This window comes from Colwellia sp. E2M01, from assembly GCF_018860585.1.
Classification (GTDB): Bacteria; Pseudomonadota; Gammaproteobacteria; order Enterobacterales; family Alteromonadaceae; genus Colwellia.
Genome location: NZ_JAHKPR010000041.1, coordinates 73,030 through 97,195 on the forward strand (window position 1 = coordinate 73,030; position 24,166 = coordinate 97,195).

Genomic DNA, 24,166 nt, shown 5'->3' on the forward strand with positions numbered 1-24,166 from the left:
TAAGTTAAGCTATAAAGCTAATGAAATTCTAAAGGATATGGGGAATTATGAGTTTATTAATTACAGGTGGTACAGGTTACATTGGTAGCCATACCGTTGTCGAACTATTACAAGGTACAGATAGTCAAGACTTGTCTAAAGAAATAGTCATTGTTGATAACCTATCAAACTCGTCAACAAAAGTACTTGATCGTCTTGAGCAAATCACTGGAAAAAAAGTGACCTTCATTGAAGCGGATATATGTGATGAGCAAGCATTAGATAAAGTATTCTCTGAGCATAATATTGAAGCGGTTATACACTTTGCTGGCTTAAAAGCCGTTGGTGAATCAGCTGAAATACCGTTATCTTATTATCAAAATAATGTTTCAGGCACAGTAAGTTTATTACAAGTGATGACTAAACATAATGTAAAAAATTTAGTGTTTAGTTCATCAGCAACGGTATACGGTAATAATGTTTCACCATTAAATGAAACCATGCCAACCTCGGCTACCAACCCCTATGGTCAAACCAAATTAATGGTTGAACATATTTTGTTTGATTTAGCGAAAAGTGATCCAGAGTGGTCTATTGCTTGTTTACGTTATTTCAACCCTATTGGCGCGCATCAGTCGGGCTTAATTGGTGAAAACCCTAACGGAATTCCTAATAATTTACTACCTTATGTTGCGCAAGTGGCAGTAGGGCGTTTAGCGCAATTACAAGTATTTGGTGATGATTACGACACAGTTGATGGCACTGGTGTGCGTGATTACATTCACGTGGTAGATTTAGCACAAGGTCATGTTAAAGCCCTTGAAGCGTTAGGGCATGCTAAAGGTACTGTAAAAGGTTGTCAGGCAATTAACTTAGGTACTGGTAACGGTACTTCAGTGTTAGAAATCGTTAATACTTTTAAAGACATTAGCCAAGCCGATATCCCATATAAAATAGTACCAAGACGCGCCGGTGATTTAGCTACGGTTTATGCAGATGCAGCACTTGCGGGAAGTTTATTAGGCTGGCAAGCGAATTTAGATTTAACTGCCATGATTGAAGATACATGGCGATGGCAGTCAGAAAATCCGAATGGGTTTTAATCGCTTTTAAAATATACATTTAAAAGGCCAATGTTAACGCGTGGCCTTTTTGTTTCAGGTTAATAGCATAAACACAGCTAAAAATTAAACCGCCAATTGCTCCCCACAAATGCGCGTCGATTGCGACATTTGCATCAATCATCGTCAATTACCCGTGACACTCACTTATTATATTAAAAATGAGAAAATCATAATTGTTTCATGAACAATGTATACCTTTTCATTTTATACTGACTTTTCGGCAGGACTACTCTCTAAAAACATTATGTTCGTTTTATATTTTATCAGGTATAGCATATGATATTTTAAGTGAGTGTCAGATATTATTTTTTATCTAAATAGTCAGGATTGAGCACAAATCGGTCGTAAATTTAAAATTGTGATTCCTCCACCTAACGATCACTTTGATACGATAGCGGACGTTAGCTTGCTTATCGAAGAACTATAGATTTGGCATAGACACCTCATCTTTAGTTAGATTTTGGTGTCCCGTTTTATCGAGGGATGATCATTGTTCTTTTAAGTGGCTTGTTATATTTCGTTTAGTACAGCCAAGCCATTGCAACAATAATTAGTGCATAAAACAAAATACCGACTAAATACTGCATAAGAAAGCTATTATTTGATTTTGAAGCTTTAAATTCTGAATAGCTATAGACTTTAGATTTATACAGCCCGAAAGAAATTATTTTTAAGACCGCGGTACCAGTTAGGTAAAGAAAGAAATCAAAAGCTATTGCCACAAGTAAACTAGGTATAAATTCCAACACAATTCCCATTTGACTCTCCACTCTGATAGAAATATAGACATAATGACTCCCCACGAGGCTAGCCTCCATTCGAGGGTTAACTTAAAAAATCAGAGCCATAATTAGTTTGTTAATGAACTAAAGCGGAGGCTAGCATGAATAAATGTAACATACTTTTTATCGGATTAGATACACATAAAACTTTTACCCAACTTGCTGTTTTAAATGATGAACGTGGCGCAAAGCCAGAATCATTAGGCAGAATAAACACCAACAAATCAGCGTTTATCAAGCTCGCAAGGCAACTACAATCAAAATACCCAAAAGCAACTTTGCACTTCATATATGAAGCAGGCCCTTGCGGTTATTGGATTTACAGGTTACTGACCAGTCTGGGGCATTGTTGCTATATCGTCGCCCCTTCTCTTATTCCCAAAAAGCCAGGAGATCGCGTAAAAACAGATAAACGTGATGCAGTAAAGCTAGCTTTATTATTTAAGGCGGAAACGCTCACAACCATTTATGTGCCCGAAGCAGAAGATGAAGCTATTCGAGATTTATCTCGTGCACGTGAAACCGCAATGAAAGATTTAAAAGATGCAAAATATCAACTAAAAGGCTTGTTTTTAAGGAACAACATCACCTGTAAAGTCAACGATAATTGGTCTAAACAACATTTACGTTGGTTAACAGAGCTAGTGTTACCTCACCCAAGCCAACAAATCGTTTTACAAGAAATGATACAAACCATCACCGAACGCACTAAGCGTGTAGAGCGTTTAGTGAATGAACTTGAAAGAAGCTAACACAAGAGAAGCTAACACAGACACTCACTTAAATATATACCTAGAACTAAAGCTAACAAAAAAGCTAACAAAGACACTCACTTAAATATATACCTAGAACTAGGCCATAAAGATAGTCAAATTCCCTAGCTATAACCCTTATATTTTTAGTGTCGTTATGGAACTAACATATGATTACATTGAATAATCTGACTCAACGTGAATTTTTATCATATTTCAGGCAGCATAAACCTCAGCGTGAGCTGATTACTTAATTTTAAGAAAGATTATGCCAATAATCGTCTGCACTGACTTACATTACATCGTCGTTTTAAGTGCTGGTGTTCGTAAAAATTGTTAAGGCATTCTTCATGCCCAACGGCGCCATGAAATTGTTTAGTAAAACCCTTAGTAAGTATCAACCAGTTTTCTGCGCTTATCGATAAACGGTTTAATATATTGGGTAGGCTTTCTTCGATAAAGCCTGCTTTATCTTCTCTTATACACTTACCTGTAAGGTCCACTAGTTGAATATAATCAAGTAATTCAAACGGTAGTCCACTGGGCATGTTTTTTCTCGGATTACCGACAAACCTCGTTAACTTACGAGGCTGACAGTTATTTTTAGCGGCATTAATGCGTTGTTGAATACTGGTGAAGTCTGATGTTTCAGGTGTTTTTGCGATATTGGCTCTAATTGGATTTAAATCAACATAAGCCATACAACTGGCAAGTGCGGCTTCATCAAGTAATGCTTGTGATTTAAACCGTCCTTCCCAAAATCGGCCTGTACAGTTATCTTCCCGGTTGGCTTCTCTAGCAATTTTTTCATTTAAGTTACCAATAAACCAACTAATTTTCATTAAACGCTTACGATAAATTTCTGCTGTTGAATGAACAATATCAACCAAGGTACTCTCTAGCTTATCACCACGACAAAATTGCTGAGTAAGCAAGGTGCCTTTATATAGCTTATGCCAACGTGCTAACACTTCTTGCACTGTCCAAGCCTTAGCTTGCGCTTCATCAATAAACAACACTGCATGGTAATGGTTGCTCATAATGGCATAGGCACAAATCTTAATGGCAAACACTTCGGTTAACGCCAATAGTTTCTCTTCTAACCAGCTCCTTCTATGTTCAAAGCTTTGACCTGTATACTTATCTTCACCGCACAAAAAAGCCCTACGTACACAGCGTGAAATACAGTGATAGTAAGGCGTATTTTGTAAACTAACTTGTTGCTTTCTTGCGGTAGCCATAATAAAAAACCTCTTCCTTTTGGTTGTTATTCAACCATAGGTCAGAGGTTTGGATTTATCAAATTTGAGTGAGTGTCTTTTATTTTTAATTTGAGTGAGTGTCTTTTATTTTTATTATTTTTTTTTTAGCTTGAATATAACATATAAATTAAAATGGATATGCCAGCCCAAAAAAAACCAAAAAATGCGGCTATGTAGCCAGACTTCCCTGCAACCCTGAAACTCCAAAGTGATTTGGCTAAACCACCAATACACATTAATCCTAACCCCAACTCCAGCCAACGATACCAAAAGATAAAAATTGAAATAACAACAAAGACTAAGACAGCTACAAGTGATCCAATTTTAGCCTTATGCCATGGTGGTGTAAGGTAACTACGTTCAATATTAATGAACTCTTCAACTAAAGGACTGATCACTTTTGGTTTAGGGAACCAAAACCAACTGGTTGACAGGCCAATAAAACCTACAGTAAGAATAATCCAATCGTTTAACCATGCACCATAAAAAAGTACAAAGCCGAACACTGGTCTCATGTACCAACTCCAGATGTTTTTATGCCTTTCCCACAGAATGTCTAACATACTTGACTCATACAGCTAACAGTTTATTAGCAGGAAAATTTTCTCCTATCATCGAAGGGTATTTTCTTACTTTTATTTTATATTGCTCGAGGTTATTACAGAATCATTTTTAAATCAATAAATTATGAATGAACTGGTTGACGAGTAATAGAAGGAAAAATTCCTGCTTTGTTGGGAAAGAAGGAATTAATCGAAACTGTGTTTTTATGCAGCTTTAGAGTGGCATTATTTAGGTGGTATTATTATTGTTTTTAATAATGTTGTTGTATTAAATCAATGCCTTACCTCCGGAAACCCTGCCTTTAGAAAAGTAAAAAATATAACTCAACTTTGAAAGTTCTATAGCAATTTTCCTTACATCGCCTTATGCATCAGTAGGGCAATATGCTTTTGCATTGTCTAATAAGCAGTATCCATAACGCGTCATGATAAACACCGTTATTCATTTCAGCGTTTGTTCAAGCAGACTTGGAGTTTGGGGATAGGTATATTTACATACTTTTATTTTTGAGCCTAATATTGACTATGAACTTTTATTTTTTAAATAAACCACATAAACACAGCTAAAAATTAAACCGCCAATTGCTCCCCACAAATGCGCGTCGATCGCTACATTTGCATCAATCAAGTTTGACACTTGCTCGCTAGCACCATAAAACTGTTCATGCGCTATTTTAAGCCAAACGCCGATAAACAATAGGTAGCCTGTTTTATCTTTATGGAGAATATCCATGATTGCACCGAATACAAAAATGCCGTGAATAACACCAGAAAGTCCTACATATTGGCTAATATCAGGTGAGAACAAATATAATCCTAAGCTGCAAATTATCGCCGAAAAGAGAAACAATAAGCTGTAATTGAGCAGATTATAAAAATGTCCGTGCAGTGCCCATAACAGAACCAATGCAGATAAGTTTAATATCAGGTGCATACCGTTAGTGTGAAATAAATGGCCTGTTAAGCCACGCCATAATTCACCGTGAGTAATAGCGTTATACTGATACATAAATAAGCTGGCTATTTGCTCGTCAAATACAAAGGCTAATATGGCAAGTATCGAAATAATGGTTACGATAAGACTATGTTGCTTTTGAAAGGGCAGGTTTTTAGCTGTAAAAGTCATAAATTAAGTGTTGTTACTGAAATTTCGTCGTTAATGATTTATAAAATACTATTAAAGTATACAATGGCTTGCTTGTTAATAGCTAAATAGAATCAAGAGAATAACTCTAATTATGTCCCGAAAACTTTGTGATACTTGCCAAAGACCTGATAAAGCCTGTATTTGCCAATTTACGATACCAATAGCGAATAAGACGCACGTGGTGGTTTTACAACACCCGAGTGAAGTATCGCAAGTAAAAGGGACTATTGCTTTACTTGCTAAATCTTTAAGCTCTTGCCAAATAATTATTGGCGAAGACTTTTCTGATGACCGAGCATTACAACAAATTATTGAACAGTATGATACCTTGTTATTATATCCGAGTGAGCAAGCGCAAATAATAGATGCTAGTTTAATTAATTTACTTAAAGAAAAAACTAAAAAGCCTGCGGCTAAACCGCCATGCTTGCTTATACTCGATGGAACTTGGAAAAAAGCGTATCGTATGTTTATGCTGTCGAGTAACTTACAACAATTACCACAAGTATGTCTGCCTGAAGAAATTGCTAATGCAGGGCAATATCTCATACGAAAAGTCGCTAAAAAAAACGCATTATCAAGTTTAGAGGCGGCTTGTTATGCATTAGCTTTACTTGAATCGCCCTTTAATATCACAGAAAAAAGCGTTAAACCAAATCAAGTAGGAAAATATCAACCTTTATTAGATAAGTTTGCTGAATTTAATCAGTTTCAATTATCGTTTAGGCCAAAATAATTAGTAGAAGTAATAATGGCAAATTAGTTATTTAAAGCGTTAATCAATGAAAAAATGAAAATTTCAGCGCAAAAAAACATCAAGGAAACCCTATGTATCATCATCAACTTCTTCCGAGTAAACAGTTAACTTTTATAGATAAATCTGCACAGCTCACCTTTTTTATTGCTATATCGTTTGTTATAGCACTTGTTTTCAGCCCCCAAAATTATGCTGAAGCGGCTAGCGGAAAACGTGAAATTAGAGAGCCAGAAGCGGCTACCGGTTATACAGAAAAAAAAGCCGTATTTGCAAAAGAATACATGATTGTTGCTGCCAATCCGTATGCTAGTAAAGCTGGCTTATTAATGCTTGAAAAAGGCGGTAGTGCGGTTGATGCGGCAATTGCAGCACAGCTGGTATTAAGTTTGGTTGAACCTCAGTCCTCCGGGCTTGGTGGCGGCACTTTTATGCTGCATTGGGATAATAAAGCTAAAAAAATGATTACTATTGATGGTCGAGAAACCGCACCTAAAGCTGCAACAAGTGAGTTATTTTTAGATAAAAATGGTAAACCTTTAAATTGGGTTGATGCTGTTGTTGGTGGTAAATCTGTTGGCGTACCTGGATTAATAGCGGCGTTACAAAAATCACACGATAGCTTTGGTGTATTGCCATGGAAAGAGCTGTTTACACCGGCAATTGAACTGGCTGAAAATGGTTTTATTGTCTCGCCACGCTTAGTAAAATTATTAGCGAGTAATTATAATCCTGGCTTGTATACAATGCCTGAAATTAAAAGATATTTTTCACCTAATGGGGTAAGGGTTAAAGCAGGTGATTTATTAAAAAACCCTAAATTAGCTAAAGTATTACGTAGTGTTGCCAAAGAAGGGGCGAAGGTTTTTTATCAAGGCTGGATAGCTAAAAAAATTGTCGACAAAGTTCAGCAGTCAATTGTCTCGCCCGGCTTATTAAGTCTTGATGATATGAAAAATTATCAAGCAATTGAACGAACGCCTGTTTGTGCGCCTTATCATCAATATAAGATTTGCGGCATGCCACCGCCAAGCTCTGGTGGGATCACGGTAATTCAAATTCTTGCACAATTACAAGGGTTTCAATTATCACAATATCTACCTAACTCCATACAGGCGGCGCACTTACTAACGCAAAGTGCACGTTTAGCCTTTGCCGATCGTAACAAATATATTGCCGATAGTGACTTTGTTAGTGTGCCTGTTAATGGCTTATTAGATAGTAATTACATGATGCAGCGTGGCGCTCTAATTGATGTGCAAAAAGATATGGGTCAAGCACCAGCTGGAACGCCTGAAAATAGTGATGATTTAGGTGATGATAATGCCCTTGAAAAACCGTCTACCACACATCTAGTTGTTGTTGATAAACAAGGTAATGCCGTATCAATGACCAGCAGTATTGAAAACGGTTTTGGCTCGGCCTTAATGGTAGAAGGTTTTATTTTAAATAATCAGCTAACTGATTTTTCATTATCACCCAAAAATAACGGTAAATGGGTAGCAAATAGGGTTGAACCGTTGAAAAGGCCACGCAGTTCAATGGCGCCTATGATGGTATTTAATAAAGATAATTCTTTACGTTTATTGCTTGGTGCTCCTGGTGGCAGCCGTATTATTAACTACGTAGCGCAATCTATCGCTGGTGTGCTTGATTGGCAACTTAATGTACAACAAGCGGTTAGCTTACCGCATGTTACCAATAGAAATGATCTAACAGCCTTAGAGCAAGGCACTGATATTGTGCAGCTAAAGCCTGCGCTTGAAGCAAAAGGACATGAGGTAGTTATTCAAGAGCTTAATAGTGGCTTACACGCCATTGAACTAACCCCAAAAGGGCTCGTCGGCGGCGCCGATCCAAGGCGTGAAGGGCTAGCATTAGGAAAGTAATGGTTGATTTAATGTTAGTTTAATGTTGGTTTAATGTTGATTTAAACGCCATTTTATATCATTTAGTTTATTTGTATAAATTACTTCTTGTTTTAATCGTTATAGGCATACTCATTGCTTGTAAAAAAGGCTGGTTGCTATACTTTAGTGCTATTAATGATAGCGCTGTCATTGGTATAGATAGTAAGTCGCTTTGATTTTATATATTCCCTTATTATTTAATCATCAGTCATGAATGCAAAATGTCAGTTATTCATAAGCAATAGCTAAAATACTACAGTTAAAAATTGAGGTGGTTAAATGAGTTTAAAAACTAAGATACTCGCGTTTGTTCTAGTATTGTTCTTATCGTTAATGAGTATTGCTTTACTCGGTTTACAAGTATTAAACAAGGCTAGTGAATCTGATAATATCGCTCGTATTAATCAACTAATGAAATCTACCGCAAATATTGTAGAGCAATTTGAGCTACTGAGCGATCGCAATGGGTTAAGTGAACAAAAAGCAAAAGAGTTTGCCATACAACTACTTAGAGAAAATAAATATCATGATTCTGAATATGTCTATGTTGTTGATGAAAACCTTGATTTTGTTGCTACCCCGCACGACCCTCAACTTCACGGTACCAGCTTTAATGATTTTAAAGATGCTAATGGCAACAGCGTTGGTCAATTAGTTGCGAGGCTCGTTGGTAATAAAACAAATAAAATTATTACTTATCATTGGGATTCAGAGCGAGAAGGGCAAGTTGTTGACTTAACCTCGGTTGTGCAAAAAACACCTAAATGGGGTTGGTATATAGGCACAGGTATTAGTAATGTAGAGGCTGATGCGCGTTACTGGAATACAGCGCAATGGCTACTGACTTTATCTATTTTTATTGGCTTAATTTTATCAGCAGCTTTAGCACGTTCTGGTCTTGCATTAAATACCGCTTTAGGCGCTGAAATAGAAGATGTGCATAAATTGGTATTAAAGGTTTCTCGTGGAGACTTAAATCAAGATGTTAAATTTAGTTATGCTCATAAAGAGAGTGTTGCAGGTGCTATTAATTACATGCAACTATCGTTACAAGAAGTAATGCAAGGTATTAAAAGTGTAGCTGAACATTTACATACGCAAACAGATAACTCTGAGCGTCGAGCTGGTGAGTTAGATACTTTAACCAGAGTGATGAATGAAGAAACACAAATGGTTGCTTCGGCCATTACAGAATTAACTGCCTCAGCAACGAACGTGGCAGAAAATGCGAAACAAACAGCTGATTCTGTTATCGAAGCCGAAAAACAAGGTGAAACCGCTAATATATTAACCCAGGAAGCTTCAGAAACTATTAACTTATTAGAGAACCAAATTGAAAATGCAGGGACTAATATTCAATTACTTGATGATGAAGTAAATAATATTGCTAATGTATTAACCGTTATTCAAGGCATTGCTGAGCAAACCAATTTATTAGCGTTAAATGCGGCAATTGAAGCGGCACGAGCGGGCGAGCAAGGGCGAGGCTTTGCCGTTGTTGCTGACGAAGTTCGTCAACTTGCTCAGCGCACGCAAACAAGCACAGAAGAAATTCATCAAATGATAACTAAATTGCAAAGCGCAACCAAAGCCGCAAAAACCTCAGTTAGCCAAAGTGTTGCTACCAGCGAAGAAACCGTAGAAAAGTCTAAACAGGTATCAGAGCAGTTACAGCATATTGCTATTTTATTAGGTAACATATCACAAATGACTCATCACATTTCTACGGCATCTATAGAGCAGTTAGCGGCAGGAGAAGATACTGCGCAACGTATTGTAAATATTTCTGATACGGCAAGTAATACCTCTAACGTATCTCATGAAGCAAGAAACTCTGCTAATGACGCGCAAAAATTAAGTGAAAACTTAGAAGTAGAGATTAATAAATTTAAAATGTAATCGCCTCAAGCCACTAGTGTTATAAAAAATATAGTGGCTGTTACGAAGTAAAAACGGTTTATAGGTTATAAACCGTTTTTTATTATTAATTTATTATCCAATCTCTGGTGCGAAAATTGCTTTATACGTTACTATTCGTTTAGTAGTCCCTAAATCCGACAAAATGTTGGCAGGAGTGTAAACAAGTGGCAACAAAAAGAACCCATTTTATTATCCAAATACTGTGCTTAATTGCTCTTTTTTCAGCAACGCAAAGTCATGCAGTAGAAACTTCAATACAAATACAAAAGCCTAACCAAGATAAAAGTTATGGCTACACTATAGCTATTGGTGATGAGTTTTTTAATCAAAAATCAATTAATTGGCAAGTTAGTTATAATCGTCTCGATAATATAATGGTTAGTGATTTAGATGAAACTAGTCAAACTTGGAATGATGCTAACTTAGATTTTACCTTACAAACTATTGAATTAGGTTTAGCCTACCGTATTTTCCCTCGATCATATAACAAGTTTATTAGTAGCTTAATGTTTGAAGTGCAATTGGCTGCCGCAGTAAATTTGAGTGATCACAAGTTTACTTTTAGGCCTACCATAGAGCGTGAAGATGTTTACTTTGCTAATCAAGGCGATATCAACCCTGTGATATCTATTGCTATGCAAAAAAGTTTTACTAAAAACTCTGCAATGCAAGTTGGGTTTAAACTTTATCCAAGTTACTCCGATTTTGGCAGTATAAGCACTTTGTATATCGGCTTTAATTATCGTTTTGGCAGACAAGTTGGCTACTAAATTTTAATGTAGTTACTGCTAAATAAAGTGTATTTATTCATGTTTTTGAATATTTGCCGATAAAAGAACAAGACTATACTTATAGTAAATAGACCCAGGCTATACTTTTGCTAGTTTTACCTAATTTCCCTCACTTTGGAGAAGCGTGTGTTGAAGTATAAAATACGTAGCTTTAAATTTTTAATTATCTTGTCACTCTTAATAGGTAGTCATGTGTTTGCCGTTGATACCGACGGTGATGGCTATGATGATGCCGTTGATGCTTTTCCCAATGACGTGTCAGAGTGGAGGGATACTGATAATGATGGCATTGGCAACAACAGCGATGACGATATTGATAATGATGGTCTTTTAAACTTTGAAGACCCTGATATCGATGGCGACAATGCGCTTAATGCAAATGATCCTTTACCTGAAGATCATACAGAGTGGCTTGATACCGACAACGATGGCTTAGGAAATAACACCGACACTGATGATGATGGTGATGGGGTACCTGATTTACTTGATGTATTTCCGCTTAATCCACTAGAGAGTATAGATTCTGACTTAGACGGTATTGGTAACAACGCCGATAGCGATGATGATGGCGATGGTGTACTTGATGTTTATGACCGACTCCCTCTTGACCCTCTTGAATACTTAGATACTGACTTAGACGGCATTGGTAATAATGCCGATCTTGATGATGACGGTGACGGCGTTAATGATGCTGATGATGCTTTTCCCCTTGATTTTAATGTTAATGCTGATCTTGATGGCGATGGTATAGGTAATGCACAAGATCCCGATATTGACGGTGATGGCATTGTCAATACACTTGATGTATTCCCTTATGATAATACCGAATGGTATGACACTGATGGTGACGGCATAGGCAATAATACCGATCTTGACGATGATACTCATGACATTACGGGCGTTGGAGACGGTGTTCCAGATTTATTAGACGACTTACCACTTGACCCGCTTGAGAGCATTGATACTGACAATGATGGTATTGGCAATAATGCCGATGACGACGATGATGGTGATGGTGTTCAAGACGGTCTTGATGCTTGTCCTTTAGATCCGCTTGAGCGTCTTGATACTGATGTTGACGGCATTTGTGATGGCATCGACACTGATGATGACGGCGACGGTGTACTAGACGGTCAAGATGCCTTTCCGCTTAATCCGTTAGAGTGGTTAGATACAGATAACGATGGCGTTGGCGATAACACCGATAGTGACATTGATGGCGATGGTATCAGTAATGCTAATGATGAGTTTCCTCTAGACCCAACTGAATATTTAGATACTGATGGTGATGGCATAGGTAACAATGCTGATCTTGATGATGATGCTGATGGCGTAGCAGATAGTCTTGATGCTTTTCCGCTTGATCCTAGTGAAACGTTAGACACTGATGGGGACGGTATTGGTAATAATACTGACTCTGACGACGATGACGATGGCATTAATGACTTTAATCCTGATGGCACTAAATTAGACCTTTTCCCTGAGGATTTACTTGAAACGCGTGATACCGACGAAGATGGTATTGGCAACAATGCCGATCCTGATGACGACAATGATAATGTTTTAGATGGCAATGACGCTTTTCCATTTAACCCGCTAGAGTGGGACGATACGGATGGTGATGGTATAGGTAATAACGCTGATTCAGATGATGATGGTGATGGTCACCCTGACTTTGATAGCAGTGGTTTAGTACTTGATGTATTTCCATTAGATGCTTCTGAATGGTTTGATTCTGATGGCGATGGTATTGGTAATAATGCCGATCTTGATGACGATAATGACGGTGTATTAGATGCTAACGACCGTTATCCATTAAATGCTGCTGAGCAATACGATAGCGATGGCGATGGTATTCCTGATAACAGTGATAGTGATGACGATAATGATGGCTTTACCGATGTAATAGACGTATTCCCTAACGATCCTATTGAATGGTTAGACACGGATGGTGATGGCATTGGCAATAATACTGACTTAGATGATGATGAGGATGGTCGCCTCGATAGTATTGATTTATTTCCACTTGATGCAGGCGAATGGTCAGATTTTGATAACGATGGAATTGGTGATAATGCCGATGCCGATGATGACAACGATGGCATTAAAGATATTGATGATGAATTTCCTAATAATCCAAATGAAAGTAATGACACCGATGGTGATGGTATAGGTAATATCCAAGATAACGATGATGATGGCGACGGTTTTTTAGATTTTGAAGATCAAATGCCACTCGATGCAAATGAACGGTTTGATACCGATGGCGATTTAGTTGGTAACAATGCTGATTTAGATGATGACGGTGATGGTATGAGCGATGAATATGAATTGCTTTATAATTTTGATCCGTTAAATAAAGATGATGCCCTGTTAGATACTGATTTTGATGGCGTTACTAATGCTGCAGAAGCATTGGCAGGCACAAATCCGTTAAATGATGATTATGCACCTATTATTACGCCGCCACAGGCAGTACATATTAATGCCGAACATACCTTTACAATGCTCGATATTACTCGGTTAATCGAGTTAACCAATATCACAGTACACGATGGGCTTGATGGAAGAAATTGTTGTGGTTTAACTGCGTTAGGCTTTGAAACAGGTGCTAAAAATGTTAGCTCTGGTTTAGTCCCAATACTTTGGCGAGCGGTTGATAATGCCGGCAATATAACTACCACAGAGCAAACATTAAATATTCACCCATTAGTTAACTTTGCCCCACAGCAGACAGTTTCAGAGGGCGGAATTGCTCGTGTTAATGTTATTTTATCAGGAGCCGCACCAGCATACCCAGTGACAATTCCCTTAACGCTAACAGGTACTGTTGACGAAGCAGATTACAATTTAACTGACAATAAAATTGTGATTGAGCAAGGAACGTCAGGCTTTATTGATATTAGTATCAACAATGATTTCCATGCGGAAGGTAATGAAAGACTTATTGTTAGTTTTGAACAAGGTGTAAATGCGGGTGTTCATAATGAACACATTATTACCGTGTCAGAAGATAACGTTACGCCAAATATTAACTTAAGTGTTTGGCAACAAGGGATACAAGTACCTAGCATTGCTAAAAATGATGGCGAAGTAACCGTTGTTTTATCTATCACTGACACTAATGTATTAGATACCCATCAAATTGATTGGAAAATTCCTGATTATTTAGAAGCAGTACAATCTGGCGATGAATTACAATGGGTTTTTCCTGTTGAGAACGTTATTATTCCTGATAATAACAAAGGACTAATAAACATCAGTGTAACGGTAACCGATAGTGGCAACACCACAAATAGCGGTAGCCCTGAATTATCACAAACTAAAACAGTGTATATTCCGTTACTGGCGACTCAACAAACATTACGTCAATTAGATACTGATAGAGATGGTATTAATGATGATGCTGAAGGCTTTAGTGATGATGATTTAGATGGTTTACCTGCTTATATGGATAATTCAACAATTCCTTATTTACAACCATTACACGTTAATGCTGCGATTGTAAAATTAGCGGAAACAGAGCCAGGATTACAATTAAAACTAGGTAAATTTGCCTTACAGCAAAGCTCTGACGGTGTGCAATTAACAAAACAGGAGCTAATCAATACCGGATTAGTTGCCCAAGATACTCTGGTTAACACCATGGGATATTTTGATTTTGAAATTCATAATATTACCCCATTTGGTCGTTCAGTTGTTATTGTGCTGCCATTATCGGAAGTCATACCAGAATACGCCGTTTATCGTAAAGTAAATGCTGATTTACAATGGGAAGACTTTATAGAGAATAGCCAAAATACTATTGCCTCAAGCTTAGATGTTAATGGTGTGTGTCCGCCACCGCATAGTGAGTTGTATCAAATAGGCTTAAATGTAGGAGATAATTGTTTAAAATTACGTATTGAAGATGGCGGTCCGAATGACGCGGATGGTATCGCTAATGGGGTAGTTGACGATCCTGGTGGCATTGCTATTGTGGATAATAATACTATCTCTCTTGATATTACTCCTGAAAAGTCTAGTAGCGGTAGCTTGTCATTAATTGCATTGCTATCACTGGCACTCATTGTACTATGTAGACAACGCTCACTGTTGCGAGTGCAACGTCGGTAAAGTATAGGGCGTATTAAATATACGCCTTATCATCTTGCTCTGAAAACGCTTTTATAACCAAATTGCGTAAAACAACTGTAATCGTTTCGTTAGCTTAATAACTGATCATTTAAGTTAAAATTATCAGTTATTGGGCGCAGATCAGCGATAAATCATTTTTTTTGTTGAATCCTTGCCATATTCTTGGTCAAATGACGCCCATAGTCATAAATAATTAATATTAGTTATCTAGCTGCATGTCTCATCAGACCCTTGATGCATTAACGTATGCCGCGCAAGATACCTTATACATATAACCTAGACACATAACCTAGACAAAATAAGCAATAATCACCTAAATGAAATATTCCCGCGTATTTATTAATAGCTTAGCGTATGAACTGGCACCTGAAGTGGTGACAAGTGCAGAGCTAGAATCTCGTTTAACTCCGTTATATCAAAAATTTCGTATTCCGATGGGACAATTAACTGCCTTAACAGGAATTGATGAACGCCGTTGGTGGCCAACTGAGCATATTCTTTCTGATGGCGCTATTGTTGCTGCAGAAAAAGCTATGCAAGAAACGGGGATTGATATAGCTGATATTGGCGCCGTTGTTTATACCGGTGTTTGTCGTGATCAACACGAGCCTGCAACGGCTTGTCGTATAGCGGCAAAACTTGGTGTATTAAAAGACACCGCCATTTACGATATCAGCAATGCCTGTTTAGGCGTATTGTCAGGTATTTTAGATATTGCTAACCGTATTGAACTTGGTCAAATTAAAGCTGGTTTAGTTGTGTCATGTGAATCTGCACGTCACATTGTTGATGTAACCATTGAAGATATGCTTAGCGATCCTACTATGCAAAATTATGCGCAATCTTTAGCGACTTTAACGGGGGGCTCTGGTGCTGTTGCGGTATTACTCACCGATGGTAGTTTTGATTTAGACACTGATCGTAATCATCAACTATTGGGTGCAAGTCACTTGTCAGCACCTGAGCATAATAATTTATGTCAGTGGGGTTTAAAAGAAGTCGGCCCACAGTTATTCCGTGAGTTTATGCGTACCGATGCCGTTAGTTTGCTCAAAGAAGGCGTCTCTTTAGCAAAAGATACTTGGGACCATTTCCTTGCACAACGTGAATGGGTTGAAGCACAAGTTGATAAAGTTATTTGTCATCAGGTGGGTGCGGCTAACCAAAAACAAGTATTAACGGCTTTAGCTATCCCGAAAGAAAAAGAATTTCCAACGTTTCAAAAGCTCGGCAATATGGGCACAGTGTCATTACCTGTTACCGCAGCAATGGCGCATGATCAAGGCTTTTTACAAAAAGGCGATAACGTGAGCTTTTTAGGTATAGGCAGTGGTTTAAACTGCATGATGTTGGGGCTTAAGTGGTAATAATGTCTGATATGTCTAATTTAAACGAACACTCGCCGTTCAAACCAAATTATATCAATCGTAATGGTCACCAATATCATTATGTAAATGAAGGACAGGGCTCACCTGTCGTTATGGTGCATGGTAACCCAAGTTGGTCTTATTATTACCGCAATCTTGTAAGCCAATTAAGTGAAAACCATCAATGTATCGTTCCTGATCATATTGGTTGTGGCTTATCAGATAAGCCAGATGATAATGGCTATGATTACACCTTAGCTAACCGAATCGATGATTTAGAAGCCTTACTTGAACATTTAGACGTAAAAGAAAATATCACCTTGGTTGTACATGACTGGGGCGGAATGATTGGGATGGGCTATGCTGCACGTTATCCTGAACGTATTAAACGTTTAGTTATATTAAACACAGCGGCTTTTCATTTACCAAAAACTAAAAAATTACCGCCTGCGTTATGGTTAGGTCGTAATACTTTTATTGGCACTGTACTCGTACGTGGTTTCAATGCTTTTTCAGGTATAGCGTCTTGTATTGGTGTTAAGCGTAAACCAATGCCAAAAGCAGTGCGTGAAGCTTACGTTGCGCCGTTTAATTCATGGAAAAACCGTATTTCAACATTACGCTTTATTCAAGATATTCCGCTTAAAGAAGGTGACAGAAACTATCAATTAGTCTCAGATATTAGCGATAGTTTAGACAAGTTTACTAATCTACCCATGCTTATTTGTTGGGGATTAAAAGACTTTGTTTTTGATAAACATTTCTTAAAAGTATGGCAAGAGCGTTTCCCACAAGCAAAAGTACATGCATTTGATGATTGCGGACATTACATTTTAGAAGATGCGAGTGATGAAGTGGTACCGTTAATTAATGAGTTTATCACATCAACAGAAGCACAACTTACAGAATAGTCCATAGCGACATAAGTTTAATTTCTTCAAATTGAAAAATTATCACAGGAATTGGCAATGACAGAGACACTAAATACGTCAACTCAAACTAACTTATGTCGTCATCTCGCTTATGCTGCAATAGCAACACCTAAGGCGTTAGCTGTTGCGGTACAAAAAAGCCAACGTGGCACACTTACTTATCAAGAAATTGATTTTGTTACCTTACACCAGCGCAGCGATGAAATTGCCTATGCGCTAAATAGTTACGGCATTAAATCAGGCATGAAAGCGGTGTTGATGGTAACGCCGAGTATTGACTTCTTTGCTTTAACTTTTGCTTTATTTAAAGCCGGTATAATTCCCATTTTAGTTGACCCAGGCATGGGTATTAAAAACTTAAAACAGTGTTTTGCAGAGTCGAAACCTGACGCTTTTATCGGTATTCCTAAAGCGCATATTGCTAGGTTATTATTTTCTTGGGGTAAAGGTAGCGTTAAAAAATATTTAACCGTAGGTGGCAGTTCAGTATTTGCAAAGCTTGTAGCCAAGCTGATTGGCGGTGCTAGTTTAGCGAGCATACTCAAACGTTATCCGCTTAATGCAGGTGACAAAAAAACATCTTATCCTATGGTAAAACTTGCCGATGATGCAATGTCGGCAATACTCTTTACCAGTGGCAGCACAGGTACGCCAAAAGGGGTGGTATATAGTCATAAAATGTTTGAAGCACAAATTACTGCATTAAAAGATGATTATGCAATTGAGCCGGGCGAACGTGATTTAGCGACTTTCCCGTTATTTTCATTATTTGGCCCTGCGTTAGGTATGGCTTCTATCGTGCCTGATATGGACGCAAGTAAGCCTATTAAAGCCAATCCAGATTTTATTTTTGCGGCCATCGAAAAATACCAATGTACTAACTTATTTGCCAACCCCGCATTAATTGAAGTCTTAGGACAGGCAGGTATAAGTGACGACGAAGCTAAACAAAAAATTAAGTTAACCAGCCTTAAACGTGTTATCTCAGCGGGCGCTCCCGCAACACTGCCATCTATAGAAAGATTTACCTTATTGCTCAATGACAATGTGCCTGTGCTTACCTCGTATGGCGCGACAGAATCCTTACCGTTAACTAAAATTGCCAGTAATGAGTTACTAAAAACGACCCATATCACCGATAATGGCGGCGGTATTTGTGTTGGTAAACCGGTTAACGGCGTCGAGATAAAAATTATCAAAATAAGTGAAGAGGTGGTTGAGCAATGGCAAGATGAACTGGCGCTGCCAACTAATACTATTGGTGAAATTGTTGTCAAAGGTGATATGGTTAGTCAGCAATATTATCAACGTGACACAGCTACCGCGAAGGCAAAAATTAAAGACTCTACTTTACTGTCTGAATCAACTAATGCAGTGCGTCATCGCATGGGCGATTTAGGCTATTTAGATGATAATGGCCTGTTGTGGATGTGTGGCCGTAAAGCGCATCGCGTTGAAACACCAAAACAGCTTTTTTATTCTATTCCTTGTGAGCGTATATTTAATACCCATAACCTTGTTAAACGCTCGGCATTAGTTAGCGTGAAGCTATTAAATGTTATAACACCTGTAATATGTATAGAACTTACCGATGAAGCTAAAAAACAACAAAAAGAAAAAGACAGTACATTTGATGAATCGAGTTTATTCTCCGCATTAAGATCTATTGCTTTTTCACATCAACAAACATCAGCTATTTCACACTTTTTAATTCACGATGATTTTCCTGTGGATATTCGTCACAACGCAAAAATATTTCGTGAAAAGCTAGCTGTGTGGGCAGAAGAAGAGTTAAACCATGACTGATGAACAGAGTATGACTGATGAACAGAGTATGAGTGTTGATAACATAGTTGCAGCTTTTAATAACAAGCTTGAACAACCTTTAGCTGAACTTGCCAAGCAAACAAAACATGTATTTGTTACCGGGGCGGGCGGTTTTTTAGGAAAATCATTGTGTAAATTATTACGTAAAGCGAACATTAACGTGACTGGCTTTGCCCGCGGCAGTTATCCAGAGCTTACCGACATTGGCGTAACTATGGTGCAAGGCGATATTACTGACCTTGCACAGCTTAAAAAGGCCATGACATCGTGCGATATTGTTTTCCATGTTGCCGCTAAAGCAGGTGTTTGGGGTAGTAAAGAAGACTATTACTTACCCAATGTACAAGGCGCTAAAAATGTTATTCAAGCCTGTACAGAGTTAGGTATTGAACGCTTAGTTTATACCAGTACACCCAGTGTAACCTTTGCTGGCGTTGATGAGGCCGGTATTGATGAGTCACAACCTTACGCGAATAACTTTTTAAATTATTATGGTGAATCCAAAGCAGTCGCAGAGCAATTAATATTAAATGCAGCACAGCAAAGTGATAGCGCTAATACTAATACCCTCCAGAGCTCGAATCAAACCACAAACACATTGAAAACCGTTGCGTTACGTCCACATTTAATTTGGGGGCCAAGCGATCCGCATTTAGTACCGCGTGTATTAGAGCGAGCGAGAGCAGGTAAGTTAAAACTGGTTGGTAAAGAAGATAAATTAGTTGATACTATTTTCGTTGATAACGCCGCGTATGCACATATTTTAGCGGTAATTGAATTAACTAAAATAGATTCTAAGTGTAACGGTAAAGCTTATTTCATCAGTAACGATGAGCCAATTACTATGGCGGCAATGCTTAATAACATTCTTGCTTGCGATAACTTACCCAAAGTTACTAAACGCGTTCCAAGCGCTGTTGCTTATGCGGCAGGTACAGTACTTGAATATATTTATAAGTTATTGAATAAAAAGCAAGAGCCGATCATGACACGCTTTGTTGCAAGACAACTGTCAACTTGTCATTATTTTGATATTAGCGCAGCTAAAAATGATTTAGGTTATTCACCACTCATTTCAATTGATGATGGCATGAAATTATTAAAAAGTTCCTTGAGCTCTGGTTTCTAATCTTAAATCTAAATTCTTGAACCTAAATTCTTAACCTAAACGACACTAAAAATTAAAGAGCTAACATGAGTAACGTTTATCATCACCCAGTACAAATTTATTACGAAGATACCGATCATTCTGGTGTGGTGTATCACCCTAATTTTCTAAAGTATTTTGAACGTGCCCGTGAACATGTGATAGACAGTGATAGATTAGCGACTTTATGGCAAGAAAAAGGCTTAGGTTTTGCTGTTTATAAAGCTAACTTAACCTTTCAAGACGGTGTTGAGTTTGCTGAAGTTTGTGATGTACGGACGACATATCAGTTTGATGGTAAATATAAAACCTTATGGCGACAAGAGCTATGGCGACCAAATGCAACTAGAGCCGCCGTTATTGGTGATATCGAAATGGTGTGTTTAGATAAAAACAAACAACTACAGCCAATTCCAGAAGAAATATTAACACCGCTAAAAGCTGGCGAATAAAATTAACCCTGCAATCAATAAATCATTATAATAACTTAATATGCATTAATATTTTAATCAAAAATACACAAGGTAGCTCATGAGTAAAAATACTAACGTCAACACCAAAATTTATAAGCATGTACATTCTTTAGCAAAAGACTTAATGCAAGCGGTGATGAGAAAGAATCAGGCTAAGTTTGATGAATACTATGCTGAATTACAGCAAATTTGTGACGATAATGAAGATACTGATAAAGATCATCCTGTACAGTGGGAAACCCTAGCCGATTTTACTGATGATTTAGAATTAGCGATTACCATTTACGAAAAGGCCTTTGTTAAAGCACAGGCTATCAACTCAAAAGACTTTTTATCTTCTATTAGTTTTGCTATTGCCTCGTTACAGGTTGAATTAGGTGATAAGCCAAGTGCAATAGCTCATTTAGAACAAGCGATGATTAACAGCAATAAAATCGCCGATAAAGATTTAAAAGCTGAAATTCAAGAATTATTAGCAGAGTTAAAAGGCGTTGCAGTTGAAGACTTAACATTAGCCTCTATAACTGAAGCGACTTTAGAGACTGAAGCTGCGGAAGAAATTGAAGAAGTGAAGGAAGTTAAAAAACTAAAAGCATGGAAAGATATACAGTCTTAATGAGCCTGAAAAATTAAGAGCCCATAACAAAGCTTTAAAATGCGTTCATAGGGTTTTCTATAGGTGTTCGTGTGACCGTACATGCTCTACGCAAGATAGAGCTTGTACTAGTATTTAACTATTTTGCTCACGACGAGCTATTTCTTTTTTACAACGAATAGATATCGCTATTTGCTCATCTTCAGATTTTCTCATCCAATCACTAATTTCAGCAGCAGAGCGATAACAGCCTAAACAGTTATCATCTTCATCCAGTTTACATTGACTGATACAAGGGCTGATTACTGTGGTGGTACTTCCTATAAACATTATCTTTATACTCTAATTATTGAACAAAACCCGTAGCGACTTTCGTGTATTATTAAAATTAATTGATCACGCGAGTATACACTTAATATGTATGATACCGAGTGAAATACAAACTCAATTTTTTGGGAAGCGTATTATACGTGTTTTTGCTGTGAATAAAAAGGTAAGACCGATTATCGAAATAGGGTTGTTTAGTCATTCACTTCAATGATAAGAACTTCAATCAATAAAGATTTAACTAATAAAAAATTACTCATTAAGAATAGTATTAAAGCCACCATAAATTAATCGTTTGCCATCAAAGGGCATTGGGTTATTTTCCGGAGCCATTTTTGGATCGTCCATCATTTTTTGCCAACCAAGATCACGCACTTCTTTTGAAGGCCAAGTAACCCAAGAAAAAACAATCGATTCACCAACTTGCTTTTTGACGGCTAATGGAAATGAAGTGATTTCTCCTTCAGGTACATCATCTTCCCATGTTTCTACAATATTGATTGCGCCGTATTCTTTAAATATCTGAGCCGAAATTTTCGCATGCTCAAGGTACTTGGCTTTATTATCTGTTGGTACTGCGGCAACAAATCCATCGATATATGACATCAGTAATTTCCTTATTTATTAAAGTTATTAAAGTTATTAAAGTTATTAAAGTTATTAAAGTTATTAAAGTTATTAAAGTTATTAAAGTTATTAAAGTTATTAAAGTATTAATTAAGAAAGTAACCCTCCATCATATCAAGCATTTTTGAGGCGTTGATCTCTGAAAGTAAATGCTCTGAAGATGATTGTATTTCACCCGCTTTATCACCTAAGGCGATATTGACAAACTCAGGTTTACTGTCGTGAATAACCAAGACAATTTTTTTATCAAGTGTGACACAGTCAATCGTTATTGCATCGGCTTGCATGCCTTGCTTACGTAGTGCTTCATCCATAATACCCATTAATGTATCAATGTTTTTATTTCGTTCATAAAACATATCATTGGCATTTGCTACCGTTTCAGAAATTACTTTTAACGTTTTTTTCATTTTAGAGAGTACTCGTTGATTCACTTAAATAGCTTTTAATACTTTACACCAGCTACAATTAACAAGCTAGATTGACAATAGCTTGTTATTTTCTTAACTACATAAATTTGTTGCAACAGCTTGTGTTAATACTTGTAAATCTTGCGGCGTTAACTCAACTTCTAAACCTCTTTTTCCTGCGCTAACAAATATTGTAGTAAAGTTCATTGCGCTAGTGTCTATAAAGGTAGGTAACCGCTTTTTTTGGCCAAGCGGACTAACACCGCCTAATACATACCCAGTGGAACGTTCTACGTCAGATTTTGGCGCCATAATTGCTTTTTTGCCATTAAACGCTTTAGCAACTAGCTTCATGCTTAACATTGATGAAACAGGTATAACAGCGACCGCGAGAGACTTATTATCAATGCTGACAACTAATGTTTTAAAAACTCTATCAGGTGAAATACCAAGTTTTTGTGCGGCTTCATCGCCGTATGCTTCATTACTTGAGTCATGACTATATTCATGAACAACATAACTTATTTTATGTTTTATGGCTGAATTTATTGCGGGGGTCATATTAATTTCATTTTAATTAGCTCTACATAACATAAAATTTAGGTCGCTTATTAAGTCTAGGCTCGTTAATAATGCGTTTTGTATTAACAAAATAAAAGCTAAATAACAGTTAAATTTTAGCAGCTTAAGTAATTTTAAGAATATTCTACTTTATTTGTGTAAGAAAAAACGACACAATCCATTAACAAAAAATAAATAGCTTATAACGAAAACACAAGTAGTAAACTTACAGAGTGTTAAAATTAACAATTGAAAACGGTGAAAGCAATGTCTAATAATGTGAATATTCAAGGTACTAAGTCGATTCTTTTTGTCTGCATGGGCAATATTTGTCGTTCCCCGACCGCCGAAGCTGTTTTTAGACATAAAATGCAAGCAAAAGGCTTAACGCTCGATATTGATTCTGCGGGCACTTTGGGGGCTCACACTAAAGAAAAGCCAGATCATCGAGCTCAAAAAGCAGGACAGGCTCGCGGATACTCATTTGATGGTATTAAAGCACGTAAAGTAACAGTGCAAGATTTTGAAGATTATGACCTTATTCTGGCTATGGATTACGATAACGTTGAAGAGCTTAAAAAGGTAGCGCCGTTAGGACTTGAAAATAAAATTCATTTAATGTTAGATTTTGCCGAAGGTTATGAAGAAGACCAAGTGCCAGATCCATATTACGGTGGTGCTAGAGGCTTTGATTATGTGCTAGACCTTGTTGAAGCTGCAAGTGATGGCTTATTAAAGAAAATATAACTTAACTATTTATCGTCTCCCAGATTACCAAT

The 24,166-nt window shown here is 37.3% G+C and carries 19 protein-coding genes and 2 pseudogenes; 14 read left to right on the forward strand and 7 right to left on the reverse strand.

Annotated features, from left to right (window positions below):
* Positions 1-47 precede the first annotated feature (47 nt).
* Positions 48-1,082 (forward strand): UDP-glucose 4-epimerase GalE, encoded by a 1,035-nt coding sequence (galE, locus tag KO502_RS09245; RefSeq protein ID WP_216022293.1) that lies wholly within the window; start codon positions 48-50, stop codon positions 1,080-1,082.
* A gap of 904 nt (positions 1,083-1,986) precedes the next feature.
* Positions 1,987-2,628: pseudogene (locus KO502_RS09250) on the forward strand (transposase); the annotation flags it as partial.
* Positions 2,629-2,903: 275 nt separating this feature from the next.
* On the opposite strand, the gene KO502_RS09255 reads toward KO502_RS09250, so the two are convergent.
* The 3 genes from KO502_RS09255 to rrtA all read right to left on the reverse strand — a co-directional run bounded on the left by KO502_RS09255 (position 2,904) and on the right by rrtA (position 5,588).
* Positions 2,904-3,878 carry a transposase gene (locus KO502_RS09255; protein ID WP_216022294.1) on the reverse strand — a complete coding sequence of 325 codons (975 nt, stop codon included), beginning with the start codon at positions 3,876-3,878 and terminating at the stop codon, positions 2,904-2,906.
* A gap of 125 nt (positions 3,879-4,003) precedes the next feature.
* On the reverse strand, positions 4,004-4,414 hold the full coding sequence (locus KO502_RS09260) for a hypothetical protein (protein ID WP_216022295.1): 411 nt from the start codon (positions 4,412-4,414) through the stop codon (positions 4,004-4,006).
* A 571-nt stretch (positions 4,415-4,985) separates the two neighbouring features.
* Positions 4,986-5,588, reverse strand: coding sequence for a rhombosortase (rrtA, locus tag KO502_RS09265; RefSeq protein ID WP_216022296.1), 603 nt, complete (start codon positions 5,586-5,588; stop codon positions 4,986-4,988).
* Between the two features lie 112 nt (positions 5,589-5,700).
* Here rrtA and KO502_RS09270 point away from each other — a divergent pair, with 112 nt between their 5' ends.
* The 11 genes and pseudogenes from KO502_RS09270 to KO502_RS09320 all read left to right on the forward strand — a co-directional run.
* Positions 5,701-6,345 carry a tRNA-uridine aminocarboxypropyltransferase gene (locus KO502_RS09270; protein WP_216022297.1) on the forward strand — a complete coding sequence of 215 codons (645 nt, stop codon included), beginning with the start codon at positions 5,701-5,703 and terminating at the stop codon, positions 6,343-6,345.
* Between the two features lie 92 nt (positions 6,346-6,437).
* Complete coding sequence (ggt, locus tag KO502_RS09275; protein ID WP_216022298.1) at positions 6,438-8,252, forward strand: gamma-glutamyltransferase; 1,815 nt, start codon at positions 6,438-6,440, stop codon at positions 8,250-8,252.
* 300 nt (positions 8,253-8,552) lie between these two features.
* Positions 8,553-10,172, forward strand: coding sequence for a methyl-accepting chemotaxis protein (locus KO502_RS09280; RefSeq protein ID WP_216022299.1), 1,620 nt, complete (start codon positions 8,553-8,555; stop codon positions 10,170-10,172).
* Between the two features lie 185 nt (positions 10,173-10,357).
* Complete coding sequence (locus KO502_RS09285; protein ID WP_354668316.1) at positions 10,358-10,963, forward strand: hypothetical protein; 606 nt, start codon at positions 10,358-10,360, stop codon at positions 10,961-10,963.
* Positions 10,964-11,110: 147 nt separating this feature from the next.
* The gene (locus KO502_RS09290; protein WP_216022300.1) at positions 11,111-15,100 is read left to right on the forward strand and encodes a thrombospondin type 3 repeat-containing protein; all 3,990 of its coding nucleotides are present in this window, start codon (positions 11,111-11,113) and stop codon (positions 15,098-15,100) included.
* Positions 15,101-15,438: 338 nt separating this feature from the next.
* Positions 15,439-16,488, forward strand: coding sequence for a 3-oxoacyl-ACP synthase III (locus tag KO502_RS09295; RefSeq protein ID WP_216022301.1), 1,050 nt, complete (start codon positions 15,439-15,441; stop codon positions 16,486-16,488).
* A 2-nt stretch (positions 16,489-16,490) separates the two neighbouring features.
* Positions 16,491-17,399 (forward strand): alpha/beta fold hydrolase, encoded by a 909-nt coding sequence (locus tag KO502_RS09300; protein WP_252730696.1) that lies wholly within the window; start codon positions 16,491-16,493, stop codon positions 17,397-17,399.
* 57 nt (positions 17,400-17,456) lie between these two features.
* Positions 17,457-19,226: an olefin beta-lactone synthetase gene (gene oleC / locus KO502_RS09305; RefSeq protein WP_216022302.1), complete on the forward strand. Its 1,770-nt coding sequence runs from the start codon at positions 17,457-17,459 to the stop codon at positions 19,224-19,226.
* Positions 19,219-20,376: a 2-alkyl-3-oxoalkanoate reductase gene (gene oleD, locus KO502_RS09310; RefSeq protein ID WP_216022303.1), complete on the forward strand. Its 1,158-nt coding sequence runs from the start codon at positions 19,219-19,221 to the stop codon at positions 20,374-20,376. Before oleC ends, oleD begins: the two co-directional genes overlap by 8 nt.
* 65 nt (positions 20,377-20,441) lie before the next feature.
* The gene (locus tag KO502_RS09315; protein ID WP_216022304.1) at positions 20,442-20,846 is read left to right on the forward strand and encodes a thioesterase family protein; all 405 of its coding nucleotides are present in this window, start codon (positions 20,442-20,444) and stop codon (positions 20,844-20,846) included.
* 79 nt (positions 20,847-20,925) lie between these two features.
* Positions 20,926-21,342: pseudogene (locus KO502_RS09320) on the forward strand (tetratricopeptide repeat protein); the annotation flags it as partial.
* Positions 21,343-21,597: 255 nt separating this feature from the next.
* Here the strand turns inward: KO502_RS09320 and KO502_RS09325 are convergent.
* The 4 genes from KO502_RS09325 to ybaK form a co-directional block, all read right to left on the reverse strand.
* A complete protein-coding gene (locus KO502_RS09325) occupies positions 21,598-21,792 on the reverse strand; it encodes a DUF1289 domain-containing protein (protein ID WP_216022306.1) in 195 nt (64 codons plus the stop codon).
* A gap of 249 nt (positions 21,793-22,041) precedes the next feature.
* Positions 22,042-22,395 carry a DUF1428 domain-containing protein gene (locus KO502_RS09330; RefSeq protein ID WP_216022307.1) on the reverse strand — a complete coding sequence of 118 codons (354 nt, stop codon included), beginning with the start codon at positions 22,393-22,395 and terminating at the stop codon, positions 22,042-22,044.
* Between the two features lie 107 nt (positions 22,396-22,502).
* Positions 22,503-22,826 (reverse strand): hypothetical protein, encoded by a 324-nt coding sequence (locus KO502_RS09335; RefSeq protein ID WP_216022308.1) that lies wholly within the window; start codon positions 22,824-22,826, stop codon positions 22,503-22,505.
* 93 nt (positions 22,827-22,919) lie between these two features.
* Positions 22,920-23,387, reverse strand: a complete 468-nt coding sequence (gene ybaK / locus KO502_RS09340; protein ID WP_216022309.1) for a Cys-tRNA(Pro) deacylase — start codon at positions 23,385-23,387, stop codon at positions 22,920-22,922.
* 267 nt (positions 23,388-23,654) lie between these two features.
* Here ybaK and KO502_RS09345 point away from each other — a divergent pair, with 267 nt between their 5' ends.
* Entirely contained in the window at positions 23,655-24,134 is a 480-nt protein-coding gene (locus tag KO502_RS09345) for a low molecular weight protein-tyrosine-phosphatase (protein WP_252730697.1), read from the forward strand.
* The last annotated feature ends 32 nt before the right edge of the window (positions 24,135-24,166 follow it).